9 protein-coding genes and 3 riboswitches are annotated in these 13,469 nt (G+C 37.3%); of the genes, 3 read left to right on the top strand and 6 right to left on the bottom strand.

What is annotated here, in order from left to right; genetic code table 11:
• Positions 1-60 precede the first annotated feature (60 nt).
• Together Q5N69_RS02425 and Q5N69_RS02420 are read right to left on the bottom strand one after the other, a co-directional pair.
• Positions 61-1,428, bottom strand: a complete 1,368-nt coding sequence (locus tag Q5N69_RS02425; RefSeq protein ID WP_304367249.1) for a cobyrinate a,c-diamide synthase — start codon at positions 1,426-1,428, stop codon at positions 61-63.
• 33 nt (positions 1,429-1,461) lie between these two features.
• Positions 1,462-2,058, bottom strand: coding sequence for a hypothetical protein (locus tag Q5N69_RS02420; RefSeq protein ID WP_304367248.1), 597 nt, complete (start codon positions 2,056-2,058; stop codon positions 1,462-1,464).
• 125 nt (positions 2,059-2,183) lie between these two features.
• A riboswitch (cobalamin riboswitch) is annotated at positions 2,184-2,395 on the bottom strand.
• A 220-nt stretch (positions 2,396-2,615) separates the two neighbouring features.
• On the opposite strand from Q5N69_RS02420, the gene Q5N69_RS02415 reads away from it, so the two are divergent.
• The 3 genes from Q5N69_RS02415 (at position 2,616) to cobD (ending at position 5,442) form a co-directional block, all read left to right on the top strand.
• A complete protein-coding gene (locus tag Q5N69_RS02415) occupies positions 2,616-3,194 on the top strand; it encodes a histidine phosphatase family protein (RefSeq protein ID WP_304367247.1) in 579 nt (192 codons plus the stop codon).
• Positions 3,195-3,310: 116 nt separating this feature from the next.
• A complete protein-coding gene (locus Q5N69_RS02410; RefSeq protein ID WP_304367246.1) occupies positions 3,311-4,339 on the top strand; it encodes a CobD/CbiB family cobalamin biosynthesis protein in 1,029 nt (342 codons plus the stop codon).
• Between the two features lie 41 nt (positions 4,340-4,380).
• Positions 4,381-5,442, top strand: coding sequence for a threonine-phosphate decarboxylase CobD (gene cobD / locus Q5N69_RS02405; RefSeq protein ID WP_304367245.1), 1,062 nt, complete (start codon positions 4,381-4,383; stop codon positions 5,440-5,442).
• A 404-nt stretch (positions 5,443-5,846) separates the two neighbouring features.
• Here the strand turns inward: cobD and Q5N69_RS02400 are convergent, their stop codons facing one another.
• The 4 genes from Q5N69_RS02400 to Q5N69_RS02385 form a co-directional block, all read right to left on the bottom strand.
• Positions 5,847-7,742 (bottom strand): TonB-dependent receptor, encoded by a 1,896-nt coding sequence (locus Q5N69_RS02400; protein WP_304367244.1) that lies wholly within the window; start codon positions 7,740-7,742, stop codon positions 5,847-5,849.
• 53 nt (positions 7,743-7,795) lie between these two features.
• A riboswitch (cobalamin riboswitch) is annotated at positions 7,796-7,928 on the bottom strand.
• 39 nt (positions 7,929-7,967) lie between these two features.
• A complete protein-coding gene (locus Q5N69_RS02395) occupies positions 7,968-9,461 on the bottom strand; it encodes a cobyric acid synthase (protein ID WP_304367243.1) in 1,494 nt (497 codons plus the stop codon).
• Entirely contained in the window at positions 9,461-10,066 is a 606-nt protein-coding gene (gene cobU / locus Q5N69_RS02390; protein WP_304367242.1) for a bifunctional adenosylcobinamide kinase/adenosylcobinamide-phosphate guanylyltransferase, read from the bottom strand. The genes Q5N69_RS02395 and cobU overlap by 1 nt, the downstream gene beginning before the upstream one ends.
• A gap of 179 nt (positions 10,067-10,245) precedes the next feature.
• A riboswitch (cobalamin riboswitch) is annotated at positions 10,246-10,437 on the bottom strand.
• Between the two features lie 265 nt (positions 10,438-10,702).
• On the bottom strand, positions 10,703-13,243 hold the full coding sequence (locus Q5N69_RS02385; RefSeq protein WP_304367241.1) for a TonB-dependent siderophore receptor: 2,541 nt from the start codon (positions 13,241-13,243) through the stop codon (positions 10,703-10,705).
• Positions 13,244-13,469: the final 226 nt, after the last annotated feature.

The following is a 13,469-nucleotide window of genomic DNA, read 5'->3' as shown; positions in this document are numbered from 1 at the left end:
TCAAATAACCTTAACAGAAATACATCTTCCCACCTAAGCCTCAAAATAATATGCTTTAATTTAACTACCTACACGAGTAAATAGTTGCACAGTCAGCTCAGGGTTACTTTGAAAATACCAATGCATATAAGAAGCTAAAATATTACCATGCTGATAAACAAACTCACCTAAACGTTCGGTTGGGTGATGCTTAGTTTGGCTAATAGGCTCTAATGCTATTTCTGCACTTGAGTAATGAAAACTATGACCACGCATAATAGCACTTGTTAAGTCTTCAGTTCCCTTTAAAGGTAATTCAACCTGCTGAGAACCAATTGCAGCTAACTTCTTTTGCATTACGGCTTTACCAGGAAGTAAGCCAACCATAGCAAATTTCTCTTCTTCTAAATCAGTTAACTGATCGAGCAAATAAAGCATACCGCCACATTCAGCAATAATTATTTTATTTGATTGAGAAAATGCCACTACACTATCGATAAAGCTCTTATTAGCAGTTAGTTGAGCTGCATAAAGTTCAGGATAACCACCTGGAATATACAACACATCGCCAGCAGGTAGTTCACTATCAGTAAGTGCTGAACAGTAAACTAACTCAGCGCCGGTCTCTTCTAGAAAGGCGATGTTTGCCGCATAAATAAAACTAAAAGCTTTGTCTTTAACAATAATAATCCGAGTACCAGCTAAGGCACCTTCTGCTTTGTATGTTTCAGTTGCTTCACAAGCAAAAAACTCAACAGCTGCAGGTAAATCAACGAGACCCGTTTCAGCAATATGTGATGCAGCTTGATCAAGCTGAGTATCAATATCAGTAAGCTCTTGTGCTTGCACTAAACCTAAATGGCGCTGTGGCAAAGTAATACTTGCATCTTTAGGTATACGGCCATAAAAACGTATATCCTCTGGTAAACAATTGGCTAAGATTTCTTGATGACGAGGTGTATTAACGCGGTTGGCAATTACACCAGAAAATGGCATTGCCGGACGATAATTTGCTAAACCAAAAGCAACTGCCGCGAATGTTTGCGCCATAGCTGAGGCATCAATAATACCTAATACAGGAATATTAAAAGTTTCAGCTAAATCGGCACTGCTTGGTGTACCATCAAAAAGCCCCATCACGCCTTCAATCAAAATTAGGTCAGAACTCTGGGCTGCTTTATACAATAACTGCTGACACCCTTGCTCACCCACCAACCATAAATCTAATTGATAAACCAATTCGCCACTGGCTTGGCGTAAAATCATAGGATCAATAAAGTCAGGTCCTACTTTAAAAATGGTAACTTTTTTACCTTGATTACGATGATATCTCGCAATAGCAGCGGTGATCGTTGTTTTACCTGTGCCCGAAGATGGAGCCGCAACAATTAACGCTGGACACATTTCGCCCGTGCCTTTTAAATTCTGTGAAGTATTTTCAAATGCCAAAATAAATCCTTACCTGTCAATAAAATTAAAAGCTTACGAAGTGAGTTGAGTTTCTACTTTATGATTGTATAAACGGCTAATTGCCCAATCGATAACGATAGCGCTGCTAGCATAGAAAATAGGATTGGAAATTGAATTGAAATAATACTTATTTACGCGAGATGTGTATTCGGCCCAAGACAAATCAGCAAAATGACCTGACAGAGCGTAAAAACTGCCATTAGAGATTAAGAACGCGATAGAGCTGCCAATAAATAACGCAGCTCCAACTTTAACAATATTAATAACAATATTTTGCTTTAACCAATCGGGTTTAGCGTAATAGCCAAAAGTAAACATTACGGCATAACTAATTGCTAAAGCTGGGTATGCCGTTGTTAAGCAATCGCCAAATGAGCCACGGTAATACGATGACACTAAATCAATAGTGATAGATAAAATGTATAAAAACCAATAGCTTTTAACATTACGTAAAAACATACCTGCTAAGAAGAAAACGCCAATTGAAGCGCTAGGTAAGTTATTAAATGTTGAAAAGTGACTTCCGCGAGTAGCGATCATTAAAAGGCTTAATAGCGCAGCAATGCCTAAAAAGTAAAGTAGTGAATTTTGTGATTCTTCTGATTTCATGATGATCCCATTAAATAGATTAACGGTGGGAAATCAAAGTTAGTAAAATAAAGGGGCGCCTAAAAAATTAGGGAATAAACCTACAGCAAATTTTAATATCTCTGAATAACCGCCCGCCGCAGTTGTTTAGTACTATATAATTAGGCCGGTCTCCGGACTCCTGATCATCGCTATTTCAATCCCTTCCCATGCTCATTGAAAAAATGAATCACAGTGGTTTGATTGAAGCTCACAGTTACCGTTGCGGGGGCAGTACTGGTATTTCACCAGTTTCACGTTTCACCGCTATTTTCTCTATAAAAGATTAATAGCAGGCACCTAATTAATTCAAATTTTACGCTAAGGACAAAGCTTATACAATCATAGCTAAACCTATTTAGCAGCTATTTGTGTATTATTACCTTTTGCGTTGAACACAAAGTTCGATTTAGTTATGCTGCGCAGCAATTGTCAAAGAAGAAATATATCCGTTGTCATTCTAAATGTAGAGTGCACTAAACCATAAATTTAAATTCCTCAAGCATACAAAAACGTACCTTGACCAGTAATGAGTGTCCATGAAAACAACCTTATACATAGCTCGACACGGTGAAACCCAATGGAACCAAGTTCAACGTTTTCAAGGACAGCTTGATAGTAATCTAACCGAGCTGGGGGAAAAACAATCTGTACAAATTGCTCAACAGTTACTTGATAAAAATATAGATATTATTTTTTCATCAGATCTTGGTAGAGCTAAACATAGTGCTGAAATTTGCCAAGGCCTGCTCAATGTTAAAGTAAAGTTAGATAAAAACCTTACCGAAAGACATTTGGGACACTGGCAAGGCGAGAAAATAGAAAACCTATCACACGACAACAACTACAACGAGTTACTATACAAATTCACCGAACTTGCGCCTAAAGGTGGTGAAAGTGCAGTAACTTGTGGACAACGAATTTATAATGCCCTTAAAGAAATAGTAAAAGTATATACAACACAAAACATTTTAGTGATTTTTCATGGTGAAGCATTACGTTGCTTTTTAGCTTTTCTTGGTGAGTTTTCAAATCAAAACGCTTACGATTTATTTAAAAATGGTTGTATTACAAACTTAACTTACGACCATAACACTGAAGCTTTTAAGCTAAGTTAACGCTATATAAGTTAACGCGATATAAATTAACGACTATCATCCAAATAAATTTAGCTTAGCTATTATATTCAACCCATAAATTATTCATTAACAACAAAGAAAAGGAGGAGAAAAGATTGTTAGCAAACGACTTTATTTCATGGCTACTTATCTATCTTCCTGCATGTTCAGTTGGCTTAACACTTCTACTTGCCCTCCTTCTTGATAAATTTCTAGGTGAAGCCCGTCAGTATCATTATTTAGTGGGATTTGGTTGGTTAGCTAACCAATGCGAAAAACGCATAAACATCGACAACTCAAAGCAATTAGAAGACCCCTCACTAGCGCCAGCATTCAACAAAAAAAATGCTATTTTAGGTGCGCTTTCATGGGCATTATTAGTGTTACCTCTGCCCTTACTGTACTTCTTTTATCTAAATGATTTAGTCTGGTACTTGCAGATACTCTGTGATGCCAGCGTATTATATTTTGCTATTGGGCTTAATAGCTTGCATCAACACGCAATGCAGGTTTATTTACCCCTTAAAGCCAATAACCTAAAAGAAGCAAGGCACTTTACAGGCTACTTAGTGAGTAGAGAAACGAGTACATTAACACCCGATGAAATGTCGCGAGCTACGGTTGAGTCAATGCTAGAAAACGGCCATGACTCAGTAATAGCCTCAATGGTATATTTTCTTATTGGTGGCGCGCCTTTAGTTATTTTACATCGCTTTGCCAACACCTTAGATGCCATGTGGGGCTACCGAACACCGCAATTTAATGCTTTTGGTTTTGCCAGTGCCCGACTCGATGATTTACTTGGTTTTTTCAGCGCTAAAGTTTGCACATTACTTTATGCACTTCAAAGTCAAAGCCTGAAGACATTCACTCAAGCTCTAAAGAATTCTGCATCACAAGGGAATCAATATAAAAGCCACAATGGTGGATGGGTAATGGCTGCAGGCGCTACTGTGATGAATATAAAGCTTGGAGGTAATGCTTCATATCATGGAAAATTGATAAAATCGGTGACTTTAGGTTGCGGTAATAATATCAACATTGAAGATATCCCTAAAAGCGTTTTACTCGTAAAACGTGCAGCTATATTGCTAACGGTAATGAGTATTGTGACTAATCTTTTTATAGCCAATTATCTCGGCTAACTATTTTCCTAGCAATTATTTTATAAAACAGAGAACAAAACATGGCGCTAACTCATGGCGGGCAGCTACAACAAATTGCAAATCAATATCAAATTCCTGTTGAGCAATGGCTTGATCTATCTACAGGTATTGCTCCCATAAGCTACCCTATTCCTAATATTCCCCTTAATATTTGGCAAGATCTTCCACAACAAAATAATGACTTGTTAACTGCTGCTAAACACTATTATCAATGCGAACACTTAACCGTAACCAATGGTAGCCAAGCCATTATTAAAGCACTGCCCGAGTTATGGCAGAACAAATTAAATACGCTAACTTTAGATAACAAAGATCCAGCTCATTATACTCATCATGTTTATTTACCTCAATATGGTTACAAAGAACATGCTCAAGCTTGGCGTAATACTGGTTATAGTTTGAACTTTTACTTAGATGAACTTCCAGCCGTTGATGAGATACAAGCAAACAGCGTGCTTGTTATTATTAATCCAAACAATCCAACAGGTTTATTGTTTACTAACGAAATATTACTCACCTACCAAAAAGCGATGGATGAACTGAATGGTTTACTCGTTGTAGATGAAGCTTTTATGGATGTTATACCTAGTGATCAGTCTATTTGTTCACAAGTAGCCAATTGCAATACCTTAGTTTTTCGCTCGTTCGGAAAGTTTTTTGGCTTAGCCGGTATTCGCATTGGTTTTTTAGTGGCGAATCAATCATGGTGTGAAGCTTTTAATGAGCACTTAGGTCCATGGCAAGTCAATGGTCCTGCGCAACTTATTGCCCTCCATGCACTTCGCGATAACAGCTGGCATCTACAACAAAAACACACATTATCTGAGCTAAGAAATGAGTTAGAAAAACTCTTGTGGCAGTACTTAGGTCATAACATTATTTCAGATATTAAAGGTACAGATCTATTTTTAACTCTCAGCTTTAATGAAACTTCAGACCTTAATGCTGAAGATTTATATGAACGGCTATGCCAGCAATCTGTTTATGTGCGTTTAACTGACGAAAAAGACAAGTTACGTTTTGGCATTCCAACACAGCAGCAACTTATTAAGCTCACAAAGATCTTTAAATTGTGTATTTAAATAAAACAGAGTCAGCATAAAGTTAAATTTTAGGCAAAAAAAAGGCTATTAACTAAAAATAGGTAATAGCCAAAGAGAGAGTGTGACAATACGACATCGAATATGGGGGTCCCTGGCCTTACGCGTCCTGTAACCTAAAGCCAGAGGTAATTCGATATCGGTTAAGAAGGAGTAGTAGTGGACTCCTCCCTAACCGACAGCTAAATAGTAATCATTCTCATTTACATTGTAAAGTCTTTTCTACTCTTTTTTTAAGTTTATTTAATATAAAAAACAAAACCCCAAAAGAATGACCTTTTAGGGTTTTAATTAAGTCTTAGTTATTAAGCTAAAAACTTAAGCTTATTTTACTAAGCTATCTATTAGGCTTAGCTAATAAGCTGTTCTAATAAATTAAATAGCTATTAAAAGTTTTGGTATGTAATACCAACATAAAGCGCACGACCTTGTGTGAAGAACGTGTTTGCTGTTTGGTATTCTTTATCAAGTAAGTTAGTAACTCGAGCATTTAGCACTAGGTTTTTAGTTAACGGAGCATTTAAGCCTAAGTTAATTAATTGGTAAGCACCCAACTTAACATTATCAGCGCCAAAAACACTATCTTCTCTACTACCTACAAACTTGTACTCAGCATATAAATCAGCAACGTTAATTGAGGTAGTAAACTTATAGTTAAGCTTTTCTCTAGCGCGGCGAACTAATTTTTCATCTGTAGCGTTTACATCAATAATTAGATCTTCAGCAGTAGCTTGATCTTTCGCATCTGTATAAGACAAATTCAGGTCATGTATTCCACCAGTTGCTACAAGATTAAAGCTTAATTCAGTACCTTTAATAACAACTTCATCAAAGTTAGCTGCATTACCTGCTGAATTTCTACTAATTAACTCGTCTATTTCTGAATAATAAAAATTAATACGTGTATCTACAGCGCCTAAACGAGTTTCAAGAAATAGCTCTGTGGTTTCTGAGCGTTCTGAATTTAACGTTGGCGTACCGAAATTAGGAAAGTATAAGTCATTAAATGTTGGCACTTTAAAACCTGTACCATGATTAAGCACAATACGACTGTCATCATTAATTTTATAACCAGCACCTAGATTGTAAGTATTTTCAGAATCAACACCGCTTACATTATCGTGTCTTGCTGTTGCTTCAAAAGAGAATACTTCACCATTGTAAAGTGCGTGTACAAACGCTCCTGTTACATCGCGCTTTTCATCATCATATTGAGTTGTACTCTTTGATACATCATCTTTGTAATAATCAACACCCATATTTACTTGGAATTCATCAGAAAACTGGCTGTTATTTACTAATGAAAATTGATCTCGACGTGTTTCAAAAGTCCCCGCAAATTCGAAATCTGAAAAGTTTCTTGAGCTATCTCTGTTTTGACCAACACTAAATACGGTGTTGTTTTTAACATCGCTAAATTCGCTTGCGTAGTTAGCTCGAACTAACCATGCATGATTATTTATATCTGAGTTATTTTGAAAAGAACCGTCAAATTCATTATCACCTTCACTGTTCGAAAATAACCAATCAACTGAAAAATCTGCATTAATTTGTTGCTGACCACGAATAGCAATTGAAGTGAACTTATAACCATCGTCATCTAATTCACCGTCATCTTTTACATCAAAACCTTCAGCACGTTCATGGCTAACAGTTACTGTAGTTTGTCCGTTACCATGACTTAAACCAATACCGGCTTTATATTTACGATATTCGTCAGTACCTATGCTTACACCTGCAAAGTGTTCTCCGCCTTCTAATTGGCGAGTAAATATTTGAATAACACCACCAATAGCATCGGCGCCCCATAATGCAGCACGAGGACCCTGAACAACTTCAATACGTTCAATCATTTCAGGTGAAATACTGTTAAAGCTAGTGCCACCTGAAGTAGCCGAACTTACACGAACACCATCAATGAGAACTAAGGTCGCGTCTGAAGCATTACCACGTAAAAAGACAGAAGATGTTTGACCTCTGCCGCCATTATTCGCAATATCTACACTCGGTAATGTTGATAATAAATCTTGGATTGAAATAGGGTTAATAACATCAATATCTGCACGTGTAATAATAAGTTGGCTTGTTAATGCATCATCAACACTTAATGCTGAACGAGTCGCCGTAATGGTCATACGTTCAACTTTTTCTTCAGCTGTAGCCTTGTTACTTTCTTCTATCGCCATAACAGGCATAGAGAACACAGCTGACATTGCTAATAAAAGCGCTGATTTTTTAAAGTTATTTTTTAGGTTCATTTGATTCATATGTTTAGTATTCATGTTTACCTCATTAATGATGCCCTCCGCATCATTTGATAGTCGTTTCATTACGACTTTATTAAATAAATTTAAGCGGTCGGACTCATGCATTTTATTATGCATATACCGTTGCGGGGGCAGTGAGGAGTTCGCATCCTCTTTCCTTAAATTTATTATGTAATGACAACATATTAAGGTGCTTTATATGCAACTAAATTATTGTCGTGTCTAAGTTTTATCCGTAAATTACTGAACAGGCTTTGTATCGACACCTTCATCAATAATTTTTTGAATTTGATCTAACGCTAAATGCTCTTCACATACATCCGCTAAGCGCTCTAATTGCACTTCTCGATGTTGGTTTATATCAATAACGGGTTGTTCTAAATTTTGCACACCTAACCAATCAAGTATTTGTTGAGTTGGCTCTGGGCAATCAAAAAAGCCATGTAAATAGGTCGCAATTATTTGCTTATCATCGGATATGCAACCATCAGCTGTTATTTGCTCATTGTGATGAATATGCAATAAAGGCTGCTCTAAAGCTTTGCCTGTAGAAACACCACAATGAATTTCATATCCTTTTAATTCACATGTTTTTCCATCTAAGGTCATGACTCCAGTAACTTGTGTTAAGGTTTTTTCTTGAGTAAGAGTAGTTGTAAAGTCGAGTAAGCCTAAACCTTCTATTTCATCAACTTGAGATTCGATATGCAGTGGATCAAATATCTTTTTACCTAGCATTTGATAGCCACCGCAAATACCCATAACTTTTCCGCCATAACGTAAATGCTGATTAATTTCTTGCTGCCAGCCCTGCTCTTTTAAAAACTTAAGATCGGAAGTTACGTTTTTACTTCCCGGGATAATAATCAAGTCAGCACCTTGTAACGACTGACCTATTTTAATGTATTGCAGATCAATATTGGGCTGTAAACGTAGAGGATCAAAATCAGTATGATTACTCATATGTGGTAGCAAAGGCACAAATATTTTAACCTTAGCATGGCTCACTTTATTGTCTAACACCACAGCATCTTCTGCATCTAACGCTAAGTCATATAAATAAGGTAAAACACCTAATACAGGTTTTCCTGTTCGCTCTTCTAACCACGTTAAACCTGACTCTAGTAGTTTAATATCACCTCTAAAACGATTGATGATAAAACCTTTAACACGTGCTTGTTCCGACTCAGATAATAATGCAAGCGTTCCTAACAAATGTGCAAAAACACCACCTTTATCAATATCAGCAACAATAAGTACAGGACAATCTACTGCTTCGGCATATCCCATATTTGCTAAATCATGAGCGCGTAGGTTAATTTCAGCTGGGCTGCCAGCACCTTCAACCACTAAGATCTCAAATTCATTGGCAAGACGTTGATGTGACTCAAGCACTGCTTGCATCGCCACTTTCTTATAGTCGTGATACTTACCCGCTTCCATATTAGAAATAGCCTTACCGTGCACAATCACTTGCGCGCCAGTGTCGCTATTCGGCTTTAATAAAATGGGATTAAAGTCGATGCGAGCTTCTACTTTTGCCGCTATCGCTTGTAAAGCCTGTGCTCTACCAATTTCACCACCGTCACTGGTTACTGCGCTATTAAGCGCCATATTTTGCGGCTTAAATGGCGCAACTTTATGACCTTGATTAACTAAAGCTCGGCACAAACCTGCTACTAACGTACTTTTACCTGCATCAGACGTTGTGCCTTGTATCATAATGGTTTTCATTAAATTTCACCTCGTGCTGGTTCTGCTTGCAAAGAGGTAACAGACTTTAACGAAAGGGGTAGACCTGCCATAACAAAATCAACCTTATCAGCAACTTCAGCAATGGCCTGATGAAGCCAGCCTGAGTGATCGACAAACTCACGCGATAAATCCCCCATAGGAACTATGCCATGCCCAACTTCGTTGCTGACTAAAATAATATGAAGGTTTTGGTATTTTTGAGTATTAATAAGAGAGGCTAATAATTGTTGTTTTTCTTGCTCGAAATAAGCTAAATCATGTTGGCATAAACAGTTAGTTAGCCATAACGTGAGGCAATCAATTAAAATGCAATGCCCAACATTTTGTGTGTTATCAACCGTTTTATTTATAGTCTCATTAACAAGTGAGTCTATGGTTTTGCCTAATAAAAGTGGCGACTCTAACGTTTGCCATTGTTGTGGGCGATCTTGCTGATGCAAAGCAATTCGCTTTTGCATTTCTTTATCAAGGGCTTGAGCAGTAGCAATATAGGTAACAGGTAGGTTTAATTTTTTAGCGCACTGTTCTGCAAGCGAACTTTTGCCCGATCGTGCTCCACCTAAAATTAAATGTACTTGTCCCATAATGAATCCGCTTATATTGGTTAACTTAGGTATTACTTAGCGCTAGTATTATTTAATTAGTATGAGGACAAAGAGGCACAGAACATTTTTCATCTATTAGAAAAACAGATGAATTAACATGTTCGAGTAGACCCGCTCGACCTATACTAAGCTTAATTAATATCAACTTAATACCTAGTATTTATTCACATATTTTTACCTGATATCCTGACTTACAGCATCTCAACATACACCTTCCCAAGTTAAACTCAGTGGTTTACAAATTTGTAAGTATGTCGCTCTGTTTACAGTTGCGGGTACAGTTGTGGATTTTCACCACATTCCCAGTTTTATTTCTTATTTTCAACCTTAGTTAATATGATTTTTAACGTTTCAGCTGAACGAAATAAATATAAAAATATATGACTTATTTGGGGCGAGATTATCAACTGCTAGCAAAAAATAGCAAGGTTTATTTTGTACTAAGCCATTAAGATTGGGCATAAGCTAAAGGGTTTTAGATTAAGGAAAGCGCCCTTAGATTAATAAAGAACAGCACATAAAAAACGCTCAAACATCTAAATGATGCTGAGCGTTTTTTACTTTCTATCGTTAGTTTCAATAGCTACCAATGAGCTATTGAAACTACTTTAATCATTAAAATCTAAAGTTTAAACGTGCGTAATAGCTCATACCATCAAAGCCATATGGTAAAGCTCTAACTGGATATTTGAATGCACCATTAGTTATAAAATCAAGTGCTTCGTCTTGACCTAATTCGTCAGGCGTTTTATCAAAAAGGTTATTAATACCAGCAGAAACTGTAAAGGTTTCGTTAATTTGATAATCAAAGTTCACATCAATTAACACAGCAGATTCAACCGTACTTGTAGGTTTAAACTCGCCTGTTGGAGATAAAAAGCCAGGTAAGCCAATATGATCGTTACCGAAATAAGTGATTTCAGTCTCACCAAAGTAGTTAGCTCGAATAACAGCAGACCATGCGTCTCTTGCATAATCAAATGTTAACGTTGCACGCTCTTTTGGCTGACCGTCAGTTAAAAAGCTACGCTGTAAATCATCTAACGCTACCGACTCAGGAACACCATCAGCCGTGTTAACACTGTCAATTTCGGTTTCATTAATATTACCCGCGAAAGTAATGCCAAAATCACCAGAATACAATTCAGTATTGTAGGCAACAATAATATCTACACCTTCAGTAATAGAGTTAACTGAGTTAGAAAAGTAGTTAGCTTGTACAGCGCCTGTTGCTTCTAATGCCGCTGCAGCATCTGCATTAAATGCTACGTCATCAGCATTAAGTAAGCTGCCTAAAGTAATTCTGTCGTCAATTTCTACACGGTAAGCATCAATGGTTACTGATATTTCATCAGATACAGTAATAACCGCACCTAAACTAAAGTTCTTAGAAGTTTCTAAGTCTAAACCGTCAACACCTAACGCTGATGGGAAGGCAGAACCCGCAGTTGCTGTAAACGAAGGTAGTAAAACACCACCATCACCTAAGTTAGCAGTAAAAGCAGTATAAGCACTTTGTTGAAGAGACGGTGCTCTAAAACCTGTTGAAATAGCACTACGAAGTGCAAACTTTTCTGTTACGTTAAAGCGTGTTGATACTTTACCAATTAACTTATCGCCTGAATCAGAGAAGTCTTCATAACGAAGTGCTGCACCAAGATTCCAATCTTCCATTAATTGTACTTCAGCATCAGCATAAAATGCGTAACTGTGTCTGCCCGCTTTACTTGCTGCGTCAGGTCTTAAACCAGGGTAAGCTTGAAAGCCACACTCAGCAAAAACAGAATCATCGATTACCGACGGAAACGCTACATCTTGATTAGCTATGCCACAAGCGTAAGACGCTTCTTCACCAGGAACAATTGAGTAGTTTTCGTCGCGGTACTCAGCACCAAAAGCTAAATAAAGAGGTTCATCTCTTCCAATATCAATAAAACCATTAACATCAGCATTAACAGTTAACTGGTCGTATCTAAAACCACCAGAATAACCAGACGTTGGTCCAGCGTTAGCGGCTATTTCAGTGTCTGTCGCATCAGGGTTTGCACTTAAGTATTCAGCAGCATAAGAAGCATTGATTGTATTTGCCGAATGAAAGTCATAATCATTTTGCCCATAAGTTGCTGAAACATCGTAGTCCCAGTCATCATTTATTTCTCCACGAACACCTACCGCGGTTGAAAGATCTTCAGCTTCGTTGTCTATTCTTGGCAAAAATCCATCAGCATAAACTTGTGGAACGTTTTTAGCTGGATCGTTGTAGTCACGATAAAAGCCGTTTCCTAATGCCGTACGATTTGAAAAACCACCAAAGGCATATAACTCCATAGTACCTAATGGGAGCATGGCATTGTAGAAAACAGAAGTGAATTCTGAAGCCGAGTTACCTTGGATCCAACGAACATCTTCAGACAGTTCGCCAGCAGGAACTGTAGAGCTACCACCCGTATCTCGTTGAGCTCGGTTAGTACCATCAGCATCGCGATACTCAGCAGAAAGGTTAATAAAACCACCTTCAGTGCCAATATCAAAACCAGTATTTAAACCAAAAGATACTGTGTCGCCATCGCCCTCACCTGTTGAGCCCGCTTGTACAAAACCTGTGGTTTCATTAGTTGTATTTTTTAACTCTAAATTGATAACACCAGCAATTGCATCAGAACCATACTGAGCTGCAGCACCATCACGTAAAATTTGTACATTTTTAAGAGCCGTCATTGGAATAGAGTTCATATCTGTTCCTGCAGCACCAGCACCAACAGTACCGTTTAAACCAAAAATTGCTTGGTTATGACGACGCTTACCATTAATTAATACTAAGGTTTGATCTGGCTGAAGACCGCGTAAAGTTGCAGGTCTAAATAAATCAGAGCCATCAGAAACTTGTGTACGGCTAAAGTTAAACGATGGTGCACTCGCTTGTAAGCTTTGTCCTAATTCACTAAAGCCACCTTTAGTAAGTGATTCGCCAGTAATAATATCAATAGGAGAAGTCGATTCTGTTGCCGTACGTGTTGATACACGTGAACCTAAAATAGCGATTTTTTCTACATCTTCATCTGTTTTCACTTCTGCTGTTTCAGCAAAGGCAGGTAAACCAACAAATAAAGTACTTAATGCGATAGAAATAGCATGTAAATGGAATTGTTTTTTCATGTGGATACTCTTTAGTGTGAGTTTAATTTGTTTTATTTATTATATTTTTATTGTCTGCATTCTAACCACTGCACACTTATGACGCAAAAGGTATGTACTTACTACTTATACAAAAAAAGTATATCCAAACGAAAACGCACCAATATGCAACAAAAAAAAAGCAGAAATAAAGTATAAAAATATTCAAATAAATATTGATTTATATCAACAAAGGTTTAAACTTTCA

The sequence above is a fragment of the Pseudocolwellia sp. AS88 genome (assembly GCF_030551755.1).
Taxonomy (GTDB): Bacteria; Pseudomonadota; Gammaproteobacteria; order Enterobacterales; family Alteromonadaceae; genus Pseudocolwellia.
Note: the sequence above shows the minus strand (reverse complement) of the source record. Positions and strands in the feature narration are given on the sequence as shown.